This window comes from Streptomyces sp. NBC_01092 (genome assembly GCF_045039535.1).
GTDB lineage: Bacteria > Actinomycetota > Actinomycetes > Streptomycetales > Streptomycetaceae > Streptomyces.
This window is the reverse complement of record NZ_CP108659.1, coordinates 10,531,396-10,552,488: the sequence shown is the minus strand read 5'-3', so window position 1 is coordinate 10,552,488 and position 21,093 is coordinate 10,531,396. Positions and strand designations below refer to the sequence as shown.

Below are 21,093 nucleotides of genomic sequence, written 5' to 3'. Positions count from 1 at the left end.
CTCACTCCGGCGAGAAGCGGCGCCGCACGTCGGGCCGGGACTTGAGCCGTTCCGGATAGCCGGGGCCCATCCGGGCGACCGTGTCGTCGGCGTGCAGCGGTTCGCCGCATGCGGAGCAGACCACCTCGGCGTGTCCGTCGTGGCCGCATGCCTCGTGGTGCAGGGTGATCGGCGGTCCCTCGGGGCCGGCGAGCCACCGGTCGCCCCAGTGGGCCATCGCGGCCAGGACCGGGAAGAGGTCCCTGCCCTGCTCCGTCAGCAGATACTCGTGGCGCGGCGGCTCGCTCTCGTAGAGCCGTCTCTCCAGCAGTCCCGCCTCGACCAGGCGTCGCAGCCGGTCGGTGAGGGTGTTGCGCGCGATCCTCAACTCGCCCTGGAACTCGTCGAAGCGGCGGCTGCCGTAGAACGCCTCTCTGAGGACCAGGGGGGTCCAGGCGTCGCCGACGATGTCCAGGGTCCGCGCGATGGAGCACGGCCAGTTCGCGAAGGACGTACGCGCGCTCACGCCCGTCCTCCGACCTCGTGGACCAACTCGATCGCGCGGCCCAGGGTGTCGAGGCGGGCGGCCAGGTCCGCACCCGCCGGATACAGGCGGACGGTGTCCACGCCGGCGTCGCGCCAGACGCCCAGCCGTGCCCGGACCATGCTCTCGGTGCCGATCAGCGTCGTCGCGAGCACCATCTCGTCGCTGACCAGCGCGGCGGCTCCGTCCCGGTCCCCGGCCTGCCAGCGCTGCCGTACCTCCGCGGCGACCTCGGCCCAGCCCTGCCGGCTGTAGGCGCGGTTGTAGAAGTTGGTGGACGCCGAGCCCATGCCGCCGAGGCTGAAGGCGAGTTCCTTCTTGCGGTCGGCCACCATGGCGCCCAGCGCTTCCTCGTCGGGGGCGAAGGCGACCTCCGCGCCCTGGCAGATGTCCAGGTCGGTGCGGGCGCGTCCGCCGCGCGCCAGGCCCTCGTCGATCGGGGCGAAGTAGGCGTCGGCCGCTCCCTCGGGCACGAAGCTGGTGCCGAGCCAGCCGTCGGCGACCTCGCCGGTCAGTCGGAGCATGGCCGGTGACAGGGCGGCCAGGTAGATCGGCACGGGGTGTTCGGCCCGCATCGACAGCCTCATGGGGACGGCGTCCCCGCCGGGCAGCGGGATGCGGTACTCGTCGCCGGAGTAGTCGATCTTGTCGCCGCCGATGGCCTGTCGCACGATCTCCACCGTCTCGCGGACGCGCGCCAGGGGGCGGGCGAACGGGACGCCGTGCAGCCCCTCCATCACCTGGGGGCCCGAGGGGCCGAGGCCCAGCAGGAAGCGCCCTTGGGACAGGTTGGAGAGGGTGATCGCCGTCTGCGCGAGCGCCACCGGCGTGCGTGTGCCGACCTGCATGACGCCGGACCCCAGCAGCATGCGGTCGGTGCGGGCGGCGTAGTAGCCGAGCGCGGAGGGCGCGTCGGAGCCCCAGGCCTCGGCCACCCAGCAGATGTCCAGGCCGAGCTTCTCCGCCTCGACGACGAAGTCCGCCTGCTTGCGCCAGGTACCGAGACCGGACGCCTCGATCGTCGTCGCGGTCCTCATCGCTCCTCCGCCAGCTTCTTGATGTGCCCGAGGGTGACGGTCATGTTGCGTTCGAACTCACGCATCCGCACGAACACGATCTTCTGCTCCTTGTCCGGCATCTCGTCGATGGCGAAGGACAGACCGGACCGGCCGGGTCCCATCTGCATCCACTCCGACAGCTCGGTTCCGCCGTCCCTGCCGTCGAGCCGGAAGCGCCAGACGGCGGAGGGCCGGGACGGGTCGTCTACGGCCCAGGCGAGGACGCGCGGGGACGCGCACTCGATGACGTGCGAGGTGGTCTCCCACTCCCCGAGGGCCTCGTGCCTGCTCCGGCCGACGAAGCGCGCGCCCACGGCGGGGCGGGACGCGCCGTCGAGCCAGTGGACCGACTGGAGCTCGTCGCTCATGCCCGGCATCAGCGTCACGTCGGAGACGATCTGCCACACCCGGTCCGGAGGAGCGTCGATCCACGCCCTCACCTCGACCGTGGGTGTGTCCGCGTAGCGTGCGCCCGTCCACTCCACCCCGCACCAACCCCTTCCGCGATGAAGGCCATTGACCTTCAGAGTTGCGTAACGAGACCGACGCGTCAAGAGAAACGCCGACACCGGGGGCCGACTGTCCCATGCCCCGGTGCCGCTATGCCCCGGTACCGCCGCCCTCCGTGGGCCAGACGGCCTTGCGCACCTGTTCCTCGACGTCGCTGCGCGTCTCGCCCCGTGACCTGGCGTACTCGGCCAGCGCGAACTGCACCTCCCGGGCCAGGTCCCGCCAGGCCCGCAGGGCGGTGTTGTACGTCTCGGTCTGCCGCGGGCTCCAGCCGCCGTGCTGCGTCGGCGGTCCGTACATGCCGCGCAGCTTCTCCACGCGGCCGTGTGCCTGCTCGGCCGCGCGCTCCTTCGCCACCAGTTCTTGGAAGAGAGTCGTCACACAAATGGAGCATAGGCGGGCAAATACTCTGCCGCGCGTCGAGCGCCGGTGAGGCTCAGGCCGACGGCTGCACGACCGCCCGCCGCGCCCACTCCCGCGTCGACAGGTCGAGCACCGGTGAGGCTCAGGCCGACGGCTGCACGACCGCCCGCCGCGCCCACTCCCGCGTCGACAGGGCGAGCAGTGCCTGCGTCTCCCGCGGGCCGGGCAACGGGCCGTGGTCTCCCGTCACTTGGAGGGCGGAAGCGGCGGTGATGTGGCCCAGTCGCAGGGCGTCGGTCATGGTCGCGCCCCGCAGAAGGCCCGTGAGGAAACCGGCCGCGAAGGCGTCGCCGGCGCCCACGGCCTCCACCACCGTCGTGCGCGGCGTCGGCACGGTGACGGCGCCCTCGCCGGTGAACGCGGTCGCGGCGTTCGCCCCGTCCTTGACGACGAGGACGCGCGGATGCGGGAGCCGCTCCCGTACGGCCCGCGCGGTCAGGTGCTCGCCCCACAGCGCCTGCGCCTCGTCCAGGCCGACGAAGGCGATGTCGGCCCGGTCGGCCAGGTCGCGCAGCACCGCCGGAGCCACGCCGTCCGGCCAGAGGGCGGCACGGTGGTTGACGTCGAAGCTCACCGCGTACGGGCGGGTGCCGGGCTCGTCGGTCAGCGCCCGGGCCACCAGGTCCCGGCAGGACGCGGACAGCGCCGGAGTGATGCCGGTCAGGTGCAGCAGCGCTGCCTCACGCACGGGCGGGCTGTCCAGCAGATCGGGGCCGAGTGCGGAGGCGGCCGAGCCGCGGCGGTAGTAGTGCACGCGCGTCCCGGCGGGGCCGGGGTCCTTGACCAGCAGGCCGGTCGGGCGGTGGGGGTCGGTGCGCACGTACGAGACGTCGACGCCGGGCGCGGCGACCGTGGCGCGGACGCGCTGGCCCAAGGGGTCGTCGCCGAGGGCCGACAGCCAGGCGACCGGGATGCCGTGGTCGGCCAGGTACATGGCGACGTTCGACTCGGCTCCCGCCACCGACAGCCGCAGCCGGGGCGCAGTCAGCAGGGGGCCAGGCGGGTCGGGAGCCAGGGCCGCCATCGTCTCACCGACGCAGACGACCGGGCCGGGAGCGGGGCGCCAGGGAGCGGTCATGCCGGATCCCGGAGGGCCGAGGGGTGCCGGAGGCTGTCGACCGTGGCGCGGACGCGCTGGCCCAAGGGGTCGTCGCCGAGGGCCGACAGCCAGGCGACCGGGATGCCGTGGTCGGCCAGGTACATGGCGACGTTCGACTCGGCTCCCGCCACCGACAGCCGCAGCCGGGGCGCAGTCAGCAGGGGGCCAGGCGGGTCGGGAGCCAGGGCCGCCATCGTCTCACCGACGCAGACGACCGGGCCGGAAGCGGGGCGCCAGGGAGCGGTCATGCCGGATCCCGGAGGGCCGAGGGGTTGCGGAGGCTGTCGACCGTGGCGCGGACGCGCTGGCCCAAGGGGTCGTCGCCGAGGGCCGACAGCCAGGCGACCGGGATGCCGTGGTCGGCCAGGTACATGGCGACGTTCGACTCGGCTCCCGCCACCGACAGCCGCAGCCGGGGCGCGGTCAGCAGGGGGCCAGGCGGGTCGGGAGCCAGGGCCGCCATCGTCTCACCGACGCAGACGACCGGGCCGGAAGCGGGGCGCCAGGGAGCGGTCATGCCGGATCCCCGAGGGCCGAGGGGTGGCGGACGCTGTCGAGCCGGCAGGCGGGCGTCGGTGTGCCGGGCACGTCCACGCGTGCGGTGAACAGGGCACCGTCCTCGTCGCCGGGTACGCCCAGGCCCACGCGGGCGGTCGTGATGTGCAGGACGTCGTGGGCGAGGCACACGCCGGCCGGTTGCCGTGCGGGCAGCCGCAGTGTGCGGTCGAGCGTGCCGTCCGGCAGGTGGCGGCGTACGGTGCCGGTGCCCCATACGGCGATCCACACGGCGCCTTCGACGTCGACCGCCATGCCGTCGGGGCTGCCGTCGCGGATCGTCACGAACTCCTCGGGTGCGCCCAGGTCGCCCGTCACCGGGTCCACCGCGTGGCGCCGGACCACGCCCCGGGCGCTGTCGGCCAGGTACATGAGGCCGCCGTCGGGCGTGAACGCGGGCCCGTTGGGCACGGTGACGCCGTCCAGGACCCGCACGACCGTGCCGTCCCGGTCGAGGCGGTACAGCGAACCGGCGCCCTCGTCGGCGTCGTAGGCCATGCTGCCGGCCCAGAACCGGCCGAACGGGTCGGCGACGGCGTCGTTCATGCGCATGCGGGTCGGGGCGTCGTCCTCCGGCCGGGCCAGCCAGTCGAGGGTGCCGTCTGCGTGCAGCAGGCAGATGCCGGTGCCGGCGGCGGCGATCCAGGTGCCGGAGTGTCCGGCGACCGGGGCCACGGCGCCCAAGGGGACGGGGAGTTGGGCCAGTGTGCGCAGGGGTGCCGTCGGCTCGTGCGGAGCGGACAGCAGCCGCCCGGCGAGGATGTCGACGAGGACGACGTCCGTGCCGGTCCAGCGGATGCCCTCGCCCAGTTCGAGGCGGTCGGGGCGCGCGGCGCGCAGGTCCGCCGTCATGGCGTCGCCTCCGCCACGATCGTGCGGAACAGGCGGGCGCGCTCCCTGAGGGCGGTGATGCTGCCGCCGTCGGCGGCGTCGCCGACCAGGGGTGAGCCGACCCCGACCGCGAGGGCACCGGCCGCGAGGCAGGCGCGGGCGGCCGCCTCGTCGATGCCGCCGACGGGGACGAACGGCGTGTCGGGGAACGGGCCGCGCAGGGCCTTGAGATAGGCCGCTCCCCCGGACTGGGCTGCGGGGAAGATCTTCAGCGCGGCCACGCGCAGGGCGCGGGCGGCGATGATCTCGGTCGGGGTCAGCACACCGGCGAGGACCGGCATGCCCAACTCCTGTGCCGTGACGACGCCGTCGCCCAGTCCCGGGGTGACCGCGAAGTCGGCTCCGGCGCGGTGGGCGGCGCGGGCGTCCTCGGCGGTCAGGACGGTGCCGGCGCCGAGGGGGCGCTCCGGGCCGAGGGCGTGGCGGGCGCGTTCGATGACGGTGAGGGCGTCCTTGCCGGACAGCGAGACCTCGATCAGTTCGACGCCCTCCTCGGCCAGGGCCCGCACGGTGCGCAGCGCGGCGTCGGCGTCGTCGCCGCGCACGATCGCGACCAGGCGGTGGGTGGCCAGCGCGGCTGTCAGGTCCACGGACGGTGCTCCTTCGGTGCGGGGGTCGCGGGGCAGCGGCAGGCCCCGGTGATCGTGAGTCGCCAGCGGACCTCGCCCGACGGCGGGACGCACGCGGCGTCGTCGGGGCCGGCGTCGGCGAGGTCGAAGACGCGGCCGAGCATGGGCTCCACGCCGATGCTCCGGTAGGGGTGCGGCTGGGGGTAGCCGGCGAGGTTGCGCCACAGGGCGATCGACACGGGCTGTCCGTCCGCCTGTACTTCCAGGGCGAGCCGGTCGTGGTCGTCGTGGACGCAGCACAGCGGCGTGTCGACGACGGCCCCGACCGCGGTGCCGTCGTCGGGGCCGAGTCGATGGAGCGGCAGCCCGTGGGGTGCGGGCCAGCGACCGGTGATCCAGGGTGCTCCGGTGGGCCAGGGCTCAACGAGGAGTGGGGCGGCCTCGGGGAACAGGCGGGTGGTGGCGCCGTCGGGCATGTGCGCGATCGCGTTCCCGGACAGGTCCAGCAGGGCGTGGGCCGCCCAGACGAAGCGGAAGCCGGGCTGAGCGGTGAGGACGTAGTCGGCCCGGACGCCGTCGGCGGTGGGGCGGATGGTCCGGGCGAGGGTGAAGGAGTCCCCCTGTACCCGTTCGGTGTCGCCGGTCCGGGTCCAGGGGCGCGACCAGGCATCTCCGTGGTCGGGGAGGCCGCGGACGGTGGGGATGCACTCCTCCAGCCCGCCCGCGTCCACGAACACGTCGCCGGGTGCGGCCTTGTCCCGTTCCGGTGCCGGGCGGTGCCAGAGCCATTCGCGCGAGGGTGAGCGCAGGGACGTCCAGCGCCCGCCGTGCTCGGCGTCAGTGGTGATCGTCAGCACCTACGTCACCACTCGGCGAACGAGTCGTCGGAGTGCCGCCAGACCGGATTGCGCCAGGCGTGTCCGGCGCGGTCGGCCGCGCGTACGGCCGCGTCGTCGATGGTGATGCCCAGGCCGGGGGCGTCGTTGCGGGGCGCGTGGCCGTCCACGAACCGGAAGGGGGCGGGGTCGGCGAGGTAGGACAGCAGGTCGGCGTCCTTGTTGTAGTGGATGCCGCGGCTCTGCTCCTGGATCAGGAAGTTCGGGGTCGCGAACGCCACTTGGAGGCTGGCGGCCAGCGCGATCGGGCCGAGCGGACAGTGCGGGGCGAGCTGGGCGCCGTAGGTGTCCGCGAGGGAGGCGATGCGGTGGACCTCGGAGATGCCGCCGGCGTGGGACAGGTCGGGCTGGGCGACGGCGATGCCGGCGGTGAGGGCGGGCAGGAACTCACCGCGCGAGTAGAGGCGTTCGCCGGTGGCGAGGGGGATCGACGTCGAGGCGACCAGGCCGGGCAGCAGGTGGCCGTGTTCGGGGACGACGGGTTCCTCGACGAACAGCGGGTGCAGCGGGGCGAGTTCGGCCAGTACGCGGCGGGCGCTCGCGGCGGTGAAGCGGCCGTGGAAGTCGACGGCGACATCGCGGTCCGGGCCGAGGACGTCGCGGGCGGCGGCGACGCGGGCGACGACCGCGGCCGTCTCGGCCGGGGTGGTGATCGGCGAGGTCGCGCCGGCCGCGTTCATCTTGACCGCGGTGAAACCGGCCTCGACCTGGGCGGATATCTGGTCGGTGAGCTCGGCGGGTTCGTCGCCGCCGACCCAGGCGTAGACGCGGACACGTTCGCGCACGGGTCCGCCCAGCAGGGCGTGCACGGGGGCGCCGTAGGTCTTGCCCGCGATGTCCCACAGGGCCTGGTCGAGGCCGGCGACGGCGCTGGAGAGGACGGGGCCGCCGCGGTAGAAGCCGCCCTTGCTGAGCACCTGCCAGTGGTCCTGGATACGCAGCGGATCCTGGCCGACGAGGTACTCGGCGAGGACGTCCACGGCTGCGCGGACGACTTCGGCCCTGCCCTCGACGACGGGTTCGCCCCAGCCGACCACGCCGTCGTCGGTCTCGATGCGGCAGAACAGCCACCGCGGCGGGACCAGGAAGGTTTCTATGCGCGTGATCTTCACTTGCCGCCGGTGCCTTTCGTGTCGTCGGGGCCCCCGTCGTCGGGGCCGTCGATCCGGTCCAGGTCGCGTCCGGCCTGGGCGAGCAGGGCCCGCATCGCCGTCTCGGCGGCCTGCGCGTCCTGGTCGCGTACGGCGTCCAGGACGGCACGGTGGGCCGGTACGGGGTCCTCGCTGTGGGGGTGGCTGTGCACGATGCGGTCGCGGTGGGCGAGACCCGGCTCGATGACCATCTCCATGCGCTGCAGAAGTTCGTTGTGCGTGGCGGTCAGCAGGGCGCGGTGGAAGGCGAGGTCGGCGTCCACGGCCTGCCCGGGGTCGGTGCCCTGCGTCCCCATCGCCTCCAGCGCCCCTTCCAGGGCCGCGAGGTCGGCGTCGGTGCGGCGTTCGGCGGCCAGGCGCACGGCGGCCGGTTCGACGATGGCGCGCACCTCGGCGAGGTTGCGCAGCAGTGTCCGGTCGGCGTCGGTGGCCTCGTCGGCGCCCTCGAACTGCCAGCGCAGCACGTCGGCATCGAGGAGGTTCCAGTCGGCGCGGGCCCGGACGAACGTGCCGCGTTTCTGTCGGGCGTCGACCATGCCCTTGGCGGCGAGCACCTTCAGGGACTCGCGCAGGGCGGTGAGACTGACGTCCAACTCGCTCTGCAGCGCCACCAGGTCGAGCGTGGCTCCCTCGGGGATCCGACCGCCCAGGATGCGGCGGGCGAGGGCCTCCACGGTCTGGCCGTGCACGCCGCGGCGGGCGTAGGGCGTCATGTCGTACAGCCTTTCTGCTGAAGGGTGCGGACGGGGGTGCTGGTCATGCCGAGGCCTTCACGACGCTCCAGCCTCCGTCCACGACGAGGCTCGTGCCGGTGATGAAGGAGGCTTCGTCGGCGCTCAGGAAGGCGATGGCCGCGGCCACCTCCTCGGGGGTGCCGAAGCGGCGGGCCGCCGTCTCGGCGACGCTGCGCTCCCGCTCCTCGGGCGGCACCCGGTCCCAGGCGGCGGTCAGGATCGGCCCGGGCAGCACGGCGTTGACGCGGACCTCGGGCCCGTACTCGGCGGCGAGCTGGCCGCACAGGGACAGCAGGGCGCCCTTGGAGGCGGCGTAGGCGGGGTGTCCGGGGATGCCGACGCGGGCGTGGACGGACGAGGTCAGCACGGTCGCGCCGCGCCGCTCCCGCAGGTCGGGCAGGACCGCCCGGAAGCCGAGAAAGCTCGCGGTGAGGTTGACGGAGAGCTGCCGCTGCCACGACTCCAGGGTCAACTCGTGGACGGGGGCCACGTCGACGGTGTAGGCGTTGCTGACGAGGACGTCCACGGGCCCGAAGTCGTGGGCGGCGGCCACGATCCGGCGCCAGTCGTCCTCGGCCGCCACGTCGGCCCGCACGAACCGGGCCCGGCCACCGTCCTTGGCGATCCGCTCGGCGAGCGCCGTGCCGCGCTCCTGCGCCACGTCGGCGAGCACCACCGCGGCGCCCTCCTCGGCCAGGCGGACGGCGGTGGCGGCGCCGATGCCGGAGGCCGCGCCGGTGACCACGGCCGTGCGGCCGGTGAAGCGGTCACCGGGCCGGCGTGGGGACTGGTCCATCGTGGGGTCGACTCCTTCGTGAGCGTCCGTCGTGCGCTGGGTGAGCGGGTCGGGCCGTCCGGGAAACCTATGCGGCTCACTGGCGTGTCAGTACCACCAGGTCGGCGTCGTGATCGCGGCTCCAGGTGAAAGGCAGCCCGTAGTGCAGCAGATGGGCTCCGCCGTACGTCGTCCCGGTCGCCGTGTCCCGATAGTGCGCCGCCGGCTCCAGTGCCCGCAGCCGCAGCCGGTCGGGGCGTCCGGGCACGAGCGGGGCACCGTCGAGGCGTCCGGTGCTCAGCGCGGCGACGACCGTGCGGTCGCCGAAGTCGAACTGCACACCGCAGGTGCTGTCCGCCGGGGAGCCCAGCAGCCGGACGTCCCCGTGGTGCAGGACCTCTCGCACGTCTTTGTAGCGGGCGATCCACCGCGCGGCCTCGGTCCGCTGCTCCGCGCTCCAGGCGCGCAGGTCGGCGCCGATTCCCAGCACTCCGCACATGGCGTTGACAAAGCGGAACGCGAGGGTGCGCGGGCGTGGGTCGAAGACGCCGGGCGCGTCGGTGACCCAGGAGCTCATGACGTGCGGCGCGTGGGCGTGCAGGAAGCCGTACTGGACCCTGAGCCGGTCCAGCGGGGCGGTGTTGTCGCTGGGCCAGACGACGTCGGTGCGGGCCAGCGTCGCATGGTCGATGCGAGCGCCGCCGCCCGCGCAGCCCTCGACGGTGACGTCGGGGTGGGCGGAGCGCAGGTGGTCCAGGACGCGCAGGTACCCGGCGACGTGCTCGGCGTCCAGGTCGGCGTGCCCGGCGCCGGGGCGGCCGCGCTCGGTGGGCGGCCGGTTCATGTCCCACTTGAGGTAGCCGATGTCGTAGGTGCCCAGGAGCCGGTCCAGGGTCCCGATCACGAAGTCCTGGACGTCGGTGCGGCCGAGGTCGAGCAGGAGCTGGTTGCGCACCAGCCGGGCGGGCCGGTCGTCGATACGGTAGACCCAGTCGGGGTGTTCGGCGTGGAGTCGGCTGCCGGGGCTGACGGCCTCGGGCTCGACCCACAGGCCGAAGTCGAGGCCGAGGCCGCGCACTTCGTCGACGAACCGGTCGAAGCCCTGCGGGAAGGCCGCCGGGTCCGGATACCAGTCGCCGAGTCCCCCGGTGTCGTCCTCGCGGCCGGTGAACCAGCCGTCGTCCACGACGAACAGCTCGGCGCCGATGTCCGCGGCCGCCTTGGCCAGTTCGAGCTGGCCGGCGGCGTCGACGTCGAAGCCGGTGGCCTCCCAGGAGTTGTAGAGGACCTTGCGGGTGCGGCGGAGGCGCTCGCCGGTGAGGTGGCGGTCGTAGCGGTGCCAGACGCGGGACAGGCCGTCGAGTCCGTCGGGGCTGAACGCGCAGGCGAGGCGGGGCGTGGTCAGGGTGGCACCGGGGGCCAGGGCCACGGCTCCCTCGTGCGGGACCCGTCCGGCCCGCACCCGGATCGCGCCGCCGGGCTCTGCCTCGGCGGTGATGTGCCAGTTGCCGGGCCACTCCAGGGCCACACCGTAGGCGGGGGCGTCGTCCGTCGTCGCGTCCTGCACCGCGAGCCAGGGCGCGTAGGCGTGGCCGGGCACGCCCTGGGTGCTGCCCATGGTGAACGTGCCTCTGGTCAGGTCGAGTTGGGTACGCTGGAACTCCTGGGACCACTGGCCGGTGAGGTAGGTCAGACGGGCCTCGTTGGTGACGGGCACGTTCACGGCCGCCGAGTCAAGGCGTTCCAGGCGCAGTTCCCGCGACGCGGTGTGCTCGGTCCAGCGCAGGATCACATCGGTGCCCGGCACGGTCTCGTAGCACAGGACCGTACGCAGGCCCAGGACGTCGTCCGTGAACGCGAGCCGCAGACTGCCCTCGGCCGCCTCGGCCCCCTCGAAGTCCCACCACACGCCCCGCTCGCCGCCCGGACGCGCGGCCACGAGTTCGGCGCCGGTGAACGGCCGCAGCCCGTACGGCAGATACTCGGCGGGGGCGGCGTCGGCGGGCGTGATGAAGTGGGTGCGGTGGGACCGGTCGAGCGCCGACGGTCCGGTCTCGACGCCGTGCGGTCCCCAGGCGTCCAGTTCGGCCCATGCTCCGTCCGGGGACAGGCGGACGGTGTAGCTGGTGTGCTCGGTGCGCAGGGTCCAGCGCTGGTACGGCGTCACTTGACTGCTCCGAGGTTCAGTCCGGCCACGAAGTGGCGCTGGAAGCGCAGGAAGACGGCCACGGTGGGGGCGGCGGCGATGACGGAGCCGGCGGCGATCACGTTCCACATGGACACGTACTGGCCCTGGAGGCCGATGAGGGCCGCGGTGATCGGCATCTTGGTGTCGCTGCGCAGCACGGTGATCGCCCACAGCAGGTCGTTGAAGATCCAGGTGAACGACAGGGCGCTGAGCGCGGCGAGGGCGGGCCGGGTCAGCGGCAGGATGATCCGCCAGAAGATCTGCCAGGGTCCGGCGCCGTCGACGACGGCCGCCTGCTGGATCTCGGCGGGGATGGCCCGCATGAACCCGTGCAGGACGAAGACGTAGAACCCGACGCCGAAGCCGATCTGCACGCCGATCAGCGCGGGCAGGGTGTCGTAGACGCCCATCAGCTCGCTCAGCTTGGAGACGGGGATGAGCAGGATCTGCGGCGGGAGCAGGTTGCCGCCGAGCATGAGCAGCAACAGGGAGCGGCGCAGGGGCAGTTCGTAGCGGCTGAGGGCGAAGGCGGCCATGGCCGCGAGGGCCAGGGTCACCAGGACGCTGGGGACGGTGACGATCAGGCTGTTGATCAGGGCGCGCTGCTGGCCGCCGTCGACCCATGCCTGCCGGAAGTTGTCCAGGGTGAAGGAGTGCGGCAGGCTGCCCAGCCCGTTCGCGGCGATGTCGTCGAAGGAGCGCAGGCTGGTGACGATGACCAGGGCGATGGGCAGCAGCCACAGGACGGCCAGAGCGCCGGCGCTCAGATGGAATCCGGCGGTCGCGGCCCGCCCCCGGCGCACCGCCGTGGAGTTGGCGAACATCAGTCGGCCTCCCGGAAGGCGCGCGCCAGGTAGGAGGCGATGACGCCGAACGCCAGCAGGAAGATGACGACGGCCAGGGCGGAGCCGTAGCCGAGCCGCAGGGACTGGAAGGCGGTCGAGTACATGTAGGTGCTCAGCAGTTCGGACGAGTGGTAGGGGCCGCCGCGGGTCAGCGACCACACGACGTCGAAGGAGCGCAGCGAGTCGATGATGATGACGGACACAACGACCGCGTTGACGCTGCGCAGTTGGGGCAGGGTGATGTGGCGCAGGCGCTGCCAGGCGCTCGCGCCGTCGACCTTCGCCGCCTCGTACAGGGCCGGGTCGATGCCCTTGAGGCCGGCGAGGTACAGGACCATCACATAGCCGATCTGCCGCCACAGCGCGGGCACGATGACCGCGTAAAGCGCGGTGTCCTGGTCGGCCAGCCAGGCGTGCCGCAGGCTGCCGAGGCCGACGGACTCCAGGAGCTGGTTGAGGACGCCGTCCGGCTGGTAGATGGCCTGCCAGACCAGGGCGGTGGCGACCAGCGAGAACACGACGGGCAGGAAGAGGGCGGCACGGTAGAGGCCTACGCCGCGCCGCTCCTGCTGGAGCAGCAGTGCCGCGGCGAGGCCGAGCAGGGCGGACAGGCCGCCGAACAGGACCAGCCACAGGACGGTGTGGCCGACGGCGCCGCGGAAGGTGTCGTCGCCCGCCATCTCGCGGAAGTTGTCCAGGCCGACGAACTTCGGCGCCGACACCCCGTCCCAGCTGGTCAGGGCGAGGTAGAAGCCCTGGAGCGCCGGCCAGAACACCCACACGGCCTCGACGAGCAGCGGGACGAGGACGAAGGCGAGCACCAGCGGCGGTGTGCGCCGGGGTCCCCGGCCCCGGCCGCCACGGGACGGCGCCGGGACCGGGACCTTGCGGTGAGGGGCGGTCAGGACGGCCATGTCAGGCCTTCCAGATCTTCTCGGCCTCGCGCTGCCAGTCGGTGAGTATGCTGCCGATCTCCTTGGGCCTGGCGAGGAACTTGGTCAGGGCGGTGTCGGCGGTGGGCTGGAGGGCGTCGCTGGAGTCGCGGTTGAAGAACTGGGTGATCTCGGCCGCCTCCTCGATGTGCGCGCGGCCCTTCTTCACCAGCGGGGTGCCGGCGTCCTTGGCGTCGGGGTGGCAGGGCAGGACGGTGCCGGAGGAGCCCTTGATGTAGATCTCCTGGGCCTCGGCGGTGGCGAGGTAGCCGAGAAGGTCGAGCACTCCTTCCTTGCGTCCGGTGCGGGCGCTGGCGAAGTAGCCGTCGGTGGGGGCCTCTTCGGCGAGCGGGACCTTCGGGTCGATGACCGGGAAGCGGAAGAAGTCGATGTCGTCGAGGGCGTCCTTGGGGGCCGCGTCGGCGAAGAACGTCCCGATCAGCATCGTGCCGCTGCGGCCGTTGAGCAGCGCGGTCGTGGCGTCCTGGAAGGCGCCCGCGGTGCCGTTCGGGTCGAAGTACGGCAGCACTTCCTGCCACCGGTCGAAGACCTTGCGCACCTCGGGGTCGTCGAAGCGGTGCTTGCCGGCCAGCAGTTCACGGTGGTACCCGGCGCCGTTGATGCGGATGTCGAGGTAGTCGAACCAGGCCGACGCCACCCAGGCGGTGTTGCCGCCGGCGCCCAGGCCGATCGGGGCGACGCCCTTGCTCTTGAGCTTGTCGCACAGGTCGAGGAAGTCGTCCCAGCTCTTCGGCTCCCTCACGCCCCACTTGGCGAAGTTGGACTTCCGGTAGAACATGCCCCACCAGTAGTAGGTGGCCGGGACGAAGACCTTCTTGCCGGAGCTCGACGTGCACAGCAAGTTCAGCGCCTTGGAGTAGCGCTTGAGGTCGGCGGAGCCCCAGAGGTCGTCGAGGCCGAGCAGCAGGTCCTTCTTGGCGTAGGCGTCCGCCACCGAGCCGGGGTACCAGGTGTAGACGTCCGGCGGGTTGGCGGAGGTCAGGTACGTCGGCAGCTGGGTGCGGAACGTCTCCGCGGCGACCGTGTTGAGGCTGACGTCGCCGGCGTCCTTCTTGCCGTAGGCGGCGACCAGGTCCTCCATCGCCGCCTTGGCCTGCGGCGCGGACAGGTTGGACTGGAGGGTGACCGCGCCTTCGGAGGAGGACTTCGCGGACGAGGTCGAGGTGACGCAGCCGCTGAGCAGCGCGGCCGTCCCGGCGGCGCCGGCTCCGGCGAGGAAGCGCCGACGGCTTGGGTGAGGGTTCGTCATGGAGGGCTCCCTGTGGATCCGCGCGGCGGATCCAGGTTCGCGTGGCGCTTCCACCACGTCAAGATTAATTACTAATTTATTTGAACTGGGTCCGGTGGACGGCCCCGTCGACCCCGCGGAACACGGCGTCGACCACGCCGCCCGGCCCCGCGACCGCCCCGAGCGCACCGTCGAAGGCGGCACTGGGGAACTCCTGCCGCTTCGTCCAGCCCTGCCAGGCGCCGCCTTCGTAGCGCTGCTGCCAGAGCGTGTAGTCACCGGCTCGCGCGTACAGCACCACCGCGTCCCCCACGGTCACGAGGGTCGGGCTGCCGCTCACGGTCCCGCCGAGCGAGGTCCACCCCGACCACTCCCCCGAGGCGTCCCGTGACCGCGTCCACACGTCGTCGGCCGAGGTGCGCACGGCGACATGGACACGCCCCTGCGCATCGACGACGGCGGACGGCCTGCCGTAGACCGGCCGGTCTCCCGGCGCGCCCAGCGACGACCAGTCGGACTCCGGGCCGCGCTGCACGACCGAACCGTCCGCTCCGCGCGCGACGAGGGTCCAGTGCGCCGGGTCGGTGAACGCCACCGACGGTGCATCGGTGACCCGCCCGCCCAGGTTCTCCCAGGCACCCCAGCGGCCACCGGCGAACACCCGGCGGTACACACGGGAGTCGGTGCCGCGCACGAAGACGTCGATCCGGCCGCCGGAGGAGGCGTAGGCGGCCGGCTGGCCGAGGATCCTGCCGCCCGCCGGCCCTCCGAGGTCCCTCGTACGCGGCGTGCCGTCGCCCTCCGGGGCCGCCGTGTGCTGGACGAGGTTCCCGCGCGGCCCGCGGAAGAACGTGCTGAGCGAGTCGCCGTCGCGCACCACGGCCGGGCTCGCGGTGGCCTTCTCGCCCAGGCTCGCGCCAGGCAGGGCGTCCTCGCCGGTGAGCTTCAGCAAGGCGGTGCCGTGGGCGGGGACCTCGACCGTGTACGACCCGGTGTGCGTGCCGCGGTCGGCGCGGGCCCGCAAGTCGCGCACCTTGACGGCCCCGCCGAGCGCGGCGTCGGCGAAGTTCACCGTGCGCCGGTCCGGCTTGTCGGAGCGGTTGAGCAGGACGACCGCGCGCCGCCCGTGCCCTTCTAGGACCTTGCTGTAGACGTCACCGACGGAGTCGTTGGCCACCCGGACGCCCTGGACGGCGAGCGGGTCCTGGTTCACGGCGATGATCTCCGGGTTGCGCAGCACCTTGATCATGGACGCGGACAAGGTACGGGGATCGGAGCCGAGGACCAGCGGCGAGGCCATCTCGGCCCACATCACGAACTGCGTGGTGGACTCCTCCTCGGTCAGCTCCAAAGAGCCGTCGGCCATGCGACGCGTGGGGATGAGGTAGTCCGGGTCGTTGTAGTGGCCGGGCCCCTGCGCCTCGGGGTGCCAGGCGTTGGCGTCCATGTTGCGCAGCACGTTGGGCCACTGGCCGGGGCTCGGCGTGCCCCAGGCGATGTCGGTCCCGGTGCGCCAGGAGTCGGCGATCGTGGGGGCGTAGGCGTACGTGTTGTGCGCGTCCTGTTCGGGCGTGTGCGGCAGGCCCCAGTCGTCGGTGAGCGGGTTGCAGAGGTTGAGCAGCATCCTGCGCCCGGACTTGGCCACGGCGTCGCTGAACTCCTTGAACGCGGGCCCCGGATCGAGCTTCGCGCCGATGCCGCACAGGAAGTCGACCTTGATGGCGTCGACCTTCCAGTCGGCGAACTGCCGGGCGTCCTCGGTGTAGTGGCCGCGGCTGCCGAGCCCGCAGGTCTTGCCGCCGTCGTAGGCGCCGGCGTCGGTGTAGATGCCGGCCTTCAGTCCGCGTCGGTGCAGGTAGGAGACCAGGTCCGGGATGCCGGAGGGGAAGCGGTCGGGGTGGGCCGCCAGTCGCCCCTGCGCGTCACGGGGGTTGTCGGCCTGCCAGCCGCCGTCCAGCCACACGATGTCGTAGCCGCTGTCGCGCAGGCCGCTGCTGACGAGCTTGTCGGCGACCGCGCGGACCTCCTTCTCGGTGGGCGCGCCGAGCCCGTAGTAGGTGTTCCAGCCCATGTACGGCGTCGGCGCGAGACCGCTGTCGTAGTAGGCGGGCGCGCCCTGGTCCACGGCGGTGTCCGCCTGGGCGGCGGGTACGGCGGACGCGGTCAGGACGACGGAGATCGCGGTCGTGAGGGCGAGTGAAGTCACGTGCCTCTCCCGGAGGTTGGGAAGCAGGAGGAGGTGTGACGCGGGCCGCGCGGGGCCGGGGCCTTCGGCGTCACGGCGAAGACTGTGGCGCGCGGCCGGAACCCTGTCAATATTAATTACTAATTTACAGAAACAAGAGGCCGGGGATGCCGGAGGTCTTGACGGGCTCACGCCGGCGATGCAGGGTTTGGCAACGTTGTCAGAGGCCATGCTCGGCAACGTTGTCAGCTGTTGGTCCCAGGTCGCCTCGTTCACCGGACATCCCTGATCGGAGCCGTTGTCCCATGCCGGATCAGCCTTCTGTGCCGTCCCGCCGCACCGTACTCGCCGCCGGGTCCACTCTCCTCGCGGGCTTCGGGATCGGCATGAGCCTGCCGCCCGGCGCCGCCGCGGCCGGAATCGGCCACCCGCGCCAGGCTCCCACCCGTGGCGAACTCGCCGCCTACCGGCCGGTCACCGTCTCCTCCACCGACTACGCCCCGACACCGGCCGAGTTCGCGGTGGACGGCCTCGACACCGTGGGCGTACGCGGGACGGGCTGGCGTGCCGCCGCCGGCGACCCGCAGTGGATCAGCGTCGACCTGCAGGCGCTGTGCGAGGTGGAGTCGCTGCGGCTCACCTTCGAGGCGACCGTGGACGACCCGCCCTACGTCGACGCTCCCGGCGGCAATCCGCGGGACAACACCACGGGGCAGGAGATTCTGTCCAGTTGCGCGGTCGGCTTCGTGATCGAGACCTCCCGCGACCGGAAGTCATGGACGTCCGTGTACCGCACGGACTCCGGCCGGGGCGGGGTGGTCGAGATCGCGCTGCCGCGGCCCGTCACGGCGCGCTGGGTCCGCATGAGCGTCCACAAGCGTTCCAACGCCAACCCGCTGGGCATCAACGGCCTTCAGGTGTACGGCACTTGTGCCGCCGGCCGCCCGGCCGTCACCGGCTGGACGGACTGGGGCGTGCGGCACCGCACTCCCCCGGCGCTGAAGGTCGCCGCGGACGGCACCGTGCCGCTGGAGTCCGGCTGGGACCTGACGATGGACGACTGGGCCGGCGGGGAGGGTGCCGAGCTGTCCGAGCCGTCGCTGGACACCAGCCGCTGGCTCCCGGCCACCGTGCCCGGCACCGTGCTCACCTCCCTGGTGGACCAGGGGCACCTGCCCGACCCGGTCGCCGGCTTCAACAACCTGCACGTGCCGGAGGCCCTCTCCCGCCACTCCTGGTGGTACAGACGCCGGTTCAGTGTGCCCAAGGGCCTGCGCACCGGGGCCGGGCGCCGCGTCTGGCTGGAGTTCGACGGCGTCAACCATGAGGCGGAGGTCTGGCTCAACGGCAGCCGGGTCGGCACGCTCACCTTCCCCTTCGCCCGTGCCGCCTTCGACGTGACGAAGCTCCTTTCCGGCGCGGGCGATCAGGCCCTTGCGGTGCGGATCACCCCGATGCCGTACCCGGGCAGCCCCGGCGACAAGGGCCCGGCCGGCCTGGCGTTCGTGGATGCCGGGGCGAACATGATGAACCGCAACTCGCCGACGTATCTGGCCGCTTCGGGCTGGGACTGGATGCCGGCGGTGCGCGACCGGGCGGCCGGCATCTGGAACCACGTCCGGCTCCGCTCCACGGGCGCGGCCGTCCTCGGCGATCCCCGCGTGGACACCCGGCTGCCCGACCTGCCCGACACCGGCACGGCCGAGCTGACCGTCGTAGTCCCGGTGCGCAACGCCGACTCCGTGAGCCGAAGCGTCACCGTCTCCGCCGCCTTCGACGGCGTACGGCTGACCCGGACGGTCACAGTGCCCGGTGGCGAGACGGCCGACGTCACCTTCACCCCGGCCGATCATCCGCAACTGCGGCTCCGCAACCCGAAGTTGTGGTGGCCGAACGGCTACGGAGACCCCGCGCTGCACCGGCTGACGCTCACCGCTTCGGTCGCGGGCGAGGAGAGCGACCGGCGCACGACCCGGTTCGGCATCCGTCAGTTCGGCTACGAGTACGACGTCCCGCTCACCTTCCAGTCGGGCAGCGACGCCTACGCGCAGACCGTCGGCTTCGCCCGGCAGAAGGCCCGTCACATACGGGTCCTGTGCCGCACCCGGGCCACGGAATGGGGCTCTTCGATGTGGGGTCTGTCGGTGGTCGAGAGCTCCTCGGCCGGCACCGACCTGGCGCTGGGCAGGGACGCCACGTCGTCGTCCGTCGACGACCCCGCCCACCGGCCCGGCAACGCCACGGACGGCGATCTGAAGACCCGCTGGTCCTCGGCGTTCGAGGACGAGCAGTGGATCCAGGTCGACCTCGGCGCCGAGGTGTCCTTCGACCGTGTGGTGGTCACCTGGGAGCAGGCGTACGCGACGACGTACGCCATCCAGGTCTCCGACGACGGCACCGACTGGCGTGAGGCCGCCTCGGTCGACAACTCGGCGGCTCCGCTGCCCTTCCGTACCTCGGGTGCGGCGGCTCTTCAGAACGTGGAGTTCGAGGCGCGTACGGCGCGCCACCTCCGGGTGCTCTGCCACAGCCGTGCGACGAGCTGGGGTGCGTCGATGTGGAGCCTGTCGGTCGTGGACAGCTCCTCCCCCGGCACCGATCTGGCCCTGCGCAGGACGGCCACCGCGTCCTCGGAGGAGGGCTCGGGGAGCAAGGCCGCGGGCGCCGTGGACGGTGATCCGGGCACCCGCTGGTCCTCGGCGTACGAGGACGAGCAGTCGATCGAGGTCGACCTGGGCGACCGGGTGACGTTCGACCGCGTGGTCATCCTGTGGGAACAGGCGTACGCGAAGACGTACACCATCCAGGTCTCCGACGACGGCGAGGAGTGGACGGACGTGAAGTCCGTCGACAACTCCACCGTGCCGCTGAAGATCAGCGTCAACGGTGTCCGCGTGTTCTGCCGGGGCGGGAACTGGGGCTGGGACGAACTGCTGCGGCGCATGCCCGCCGAGCGGCTGGACGCGGCCGTGCGGATGCACCGCGACATGAACTTCACCATGATCCGGAACTGGCTGGGGAGCAGCAACCGCGAGGAGTTCTACGCCAGTTGTGACGAGCACGGGCTGCTGGTCTGGAACGACTTCCCCAACGCGTGGGCCATGGACCCGCCGAACCACGAGGCGTTCCTGAGCCTGGCCGAGGACACCGTGCGCCGCTACCGCAGCCACCCCAGCATCGTCGTGTGGTGCGGCGCCAACGAGGGCAACCCTCCCGGCCCGGTCGACGACGGCATGCGCGCGGCGGTCCGGGCTCAGGCGCCCGATCTGCTGTACCAGAACAACTCCGCGGGCGGCATCGTCTCCGGCGGCGGCCCGTACGGCTGGATCGAACCGCAGCGCTACTCCTCCGCGAGCACCTACGGCAGCGGCAGCTTCGGCTTCCACACCGAGATCGGCATGCCGGTGCTGCCGACGGCGCAGACCATGCGCCGGCTCGTCGGCGACGAGCCCGAGTGGCCCGTCAAGGGCGCCTGGTACTACCACGACTGGAGCACGCGCGGGAACCAGGCACCGCAGAACTACCGGGCGGCGATCGAGGCGAGGCTCGGCGAGGCGAAGGACCTCGACGACTTCTGCCGCAAGGCGCAGTTCGTCAACTACGAGAACTTCCGGGCCATGTTCGAGGCGTGGAACGCCCGTCTGTGGGACGACGCGAGCGGGCTGCTGCTGTGGATGTCCCACCCCGCCTGGTACAGCACCGTGTGGCAGACGTACGACTACGACTTCGACGTCAACGGCGCCTACTACGGCTCCCGCAAGGCGAGCGAGCCCGTCCATGTGCAGGCCGATCCCGTGAGCGGGCAGGTCATCGCGGTCAACCACACGCCCCGGCGCGTCTTGGGCGCCACGCTCACCGCGCACCGTTACGACCTCTCCGGGCGCCGGCTCGGATCCGGGCAGCGCGCGCGGGTGGACATCGCCGCGTCGTCGACCACGCCGGCCTTCACCGCGGGCTGGACGGACGATCTGCCCGACTTCCATCTGTTGCGACTGCGGCTGGTGGACGCGCGCGGCGAGCTGCTGACCGAGAACACCTACTGGCGGTACCGGGAGGCCGGCCACATGCGTGCCCTGAACGAGGCCGCGCGGACCAGGGTGTCGGTGGAGATCACCGACACGGACCGCTCGGGTGCCCGCCATGGACTCACGGCGCGGCTGCGCAACCGTGGCACGACCGTCGCGGCCATGGTGCGCGTCTCGCTCCTGGACGGTGAGAAGGGTCACCGGGTGCTGCCCACGCTGTACAGCGACAACTACCTGTGGCTGCTGCCCGGCGAGTCACGGACCCTCACGCTGTCCTGGCCTGCCGCTTCCCTCGCGTCCGGCAGGCCGGCCCTGCGGGTGGAGGGCCACAACGTGCCCACCGCGACGGTCGGCCGGTCCTGAGGAGGAGCGGCACCGGCATTCAGAAACGGCGTCGCTGAATCCGATGAAAAGGATGCGTTGGACGTCAGAATCAGGCCGGAGCACAGTGAGCAGGTCCTCACCCGGACCGAACCACCCCGACT

The 21,093-nt window shown here is 72.4% G+C and carries 18 protein-coding genes and 1 pseudogene; 1 reads left to right on the top strand and 18 read right to left on the bottom strand.

Annotation, left to right across the window (positions count from 1 at the left end; all coding sequences use genetic code 11):
• Window position 1 precedes the first annotated feature (1 nt).
• The 18 genes and pseudogenes from OG254_RS46925 to OG254_RS46840 all read right to left on the bottom strand — a co-directional run bounded on the left by OG254_RS46925 (window position 2) and on the right by OG254_RS46840 (window position 16,604).
• Window positions 2-505 (bottom strand): winged helix-turn-helix transcriptional regulator, encoded by a 504-nt coding sequence (locus tag OG254_RS46925; protein ID WP_405594024.1) that lies wholly within the window; start codon window positions 503-505, stop codon window positions 2-4.
• The gene (locus OG254_RS46920; protein ID WP_405594022.1) at window positions 502-1,560 is read right to left on the bottom strand and encodes an LLM class flavin-dependent oxidoreductase; all 1,059 of its coding nucleotides are present in this window, start codon (window positions 1,558-1,560) and stop codon (window positions 502-504) included. The genes OG254_RS46925 and OG254_RS46920 overlap by 4 nt, the downstream gene beginning before the upstream one ends.
• Window positions 1,557-2,066 (bottom strand): SRPBCC family protein, encoded by a 510-nt coding sequence (locus tag OG254_RS46915; protein ID WP_405594020.1) that lies wholly within the window; start codon window positions 2,064-2,066, stop codon window positions 1,557-1,559. The genes OG254_RS46920 and OG254_RS46915 overlap by 4 nt, the downstream gene beginning before the upstream one ends.
• Window positions 2,067-2,181: 115 nt before the next feature.
• Window positions 2,182-2,472 carry a hypothetical protein gene (locus OG254_RS46910; protein ID WP_405594018.1) on the bottom strand — a complete coding sequence of 97 codons (291 nt, stop codon included), beginning with the start codon at window positions 2,470-2,472 and terminating at the stop codon, window positions 2,182-2,184.
• A 124-nt stretch (window positions 2,473-2,596) separates the two neighbouring features.
• Window positions 2,597-3,592: a sugar kinase gene (locus tag OG254_RS46905; RefSeq protein ID WP_405594016.1), complete on the bottom strand. Its 996-nt coding sequence runs from the start codon at window positions 3,590-3,592 to the stop codon at window positions 2,597-2,599.
• Entirely contained in the window at window positions 3,589-3,861 is a 273-nt protein-coding gene (locus OG254_RS46900; protein ID WP_405594014.1) for a PfkB family carbohydrate kinase, read from the bottom strand. The genes OG254_RS46905 and OG254_RS46900 overlap by 4 nt, the downstream gene beginning before the upstream one ends.
• A gap of 38 nt (window positions 3,862-3,899) precedes the next feature.
• Window positions 3,900-4,130 (bottom strand): annotated as a pseudogene (locus OG254_RS46895) (PfkB family carbohydrate kinase); the annotation flags it as partial.
• Window positions 4,127-5,020: an SMP-30/gluconolactonase/LRE family protein gene (locus tag OG254_RS46890; protein ID WP_405594012.1), complete on the bottom strand. Its 894-nt coding sequence runs from the start codon at window positions 5,018-5,020 to the stop codon at window positions 4,127-4,129. The gene OG254_RS46890 and the pseudogene OG254_RS46895, both read right to left, overlap by 4 nt.
• Window positions 5,017-5,649: a bifunctional 4-hydroxy-2-oxoglutarate aldolase/2-dehydro-3-deoxy-phosphogluconate aldolase gene (locus OG254_RS46885; RefSeq protein ID WP_405594010.1), complete on the bottom strand. Its 633-nt coding sequence runs from the start codon at window positions 5,647-5,649 to the stop codon at window positions 5,017-5,019. Before OG254_RS46885 ends, OG254_RS46890 begins: the two co-directional genes overlap by 4 nt.
• Window positions 5,640-6,485, bottom strand: a complete 846-nt coding sequence (locus OG254_RS46880) for a hypothetical protein (protein ID WP_405594008.1) — start codon at window positions 6,483-6,485, stop codon at window positions 5,640-5,642. Before OG254_RS46880 ends, OG254_RS46885 begins: the two co-directional genes overlap by 10 nt.
• A gap of 5 nt (window positions 6,486-6,490) precedes the next feature.
• Window positions 6,491-7,636 carry a galactonate dehydratase gene (gene dgoD, locus OG254_RS46875; protein ID WP_405594006.1) on the bottom strand — a complete coding sequence of 382 codons (1,146 nt, stop codon included), beginning with the start codon at window positions 7,634-7,636 and terminating at the stop codon, window positions 6,491-6,493.
• Window positions 7,633-8,388: a FadR/GntR family transcriptional regulator gene (locus tag OG254_RS46870; protein ID WP_405594004.1), complete on the bottom strand. Its 756-nt coding sequence runs from the start codon at window positions 8,386-8,388 to the stop codon at window positions 7,633-7,635. Before OG254_RS46870 ends, dgoD begins: the two co-directional genes overlap by 4 nt.
• A 43-nt stretch (window positions 8,389-8,431) precedes the next feature.
• Complete coding sequence (locus OG254_RS46865) at window positions 8,432-9,205, bottom strand: SDR family NAD(P)-dependent oxidoreductase (RefSeq protein WP_405594001.1); 774 nt, start codon at window positions 9,203-9,205, stop codon at window positions 8,432-8,434.
• A 76-nt stretch (window positions 9,206-9,281) separates the two neighbouring features.
• A complete protein-coding gene (locus tag OG254_RS46860; RefSeq protein WP_405593999.1) occupies window positions 9,282-11,351 on the bottom strand; it encodes an alpha-galactosidase in 2,070 nt (689 codons plus the stop codon).
• Complete coding sequence (locus OG254_RS46855) at window positions 11,348-12,196, bottom strand: carbohydrate ABC transporter permease (RefSeq protein WP_405593997.1); 849 nt, start codon at window positions 12,194-12,196, stop codon at window positions 11,348-11,350. Before OG254_RS46855 ends, OG254_RS46860 begins: the two co-directional genes overlap by 4 nt.
• Complete coding sequence (locus OG254_RS46850; RefSeq protein WP_405593995.1) at window positions 12,196-13,131, bottom strand: carbohydrate ABC transporter permease; 936 nt, start codon at window positions 13,129-13,131, stop codon at window positions 12,196-12,198. Before OG254_RS46850 ends, OG254_RS46855 begins: the two co-directional genes overlap by 1 nt.
• Before the next feature lies 1 nt (window position 13,132).
• Window positions 13,133-14,419: an ABC transporter substrate-binding protein gene (locus tag OG254_RS46845; protein ID WP_405593993.1), complete on the bottom strand. Its 1,287-nt coding sequence runs from the start codon at window positions 14,417-14,419 to the stop codon at window positions 13,133-13,135.
• A 76-nt stretch (window positions 14,420-14,495) separates the two neighbouring features.
• Window positions 14,496-16,604, bottom strand: coding sequence for a glycoside hydrolase family 27 protein (locus tag OG254_RS46840; RefSeq protein WP_405593991.1), 2,109 nt, complete (start codon window positions 16,602-16,604; stop codon window positions 14,496-14,498).
• Between the two features lie 284 nt (window positions 16,605-16,888).
• Here OG254_RS46840 and OG254_RS46835 point away from each other — a divergent pair, with 284 nt between their 5' ends.
• Entirely contained in the window at window positions 16,889-20,971 is a 4,083-nt protein-coding gene (locus OG254_RS46835) for a discoidin domain-containing protein (RefSeq protein WP_405593989.1), read from the top strand.
• The last annotated feature ends 122 nt before the right edge of the window (window positions 20,972-21,093 follow it).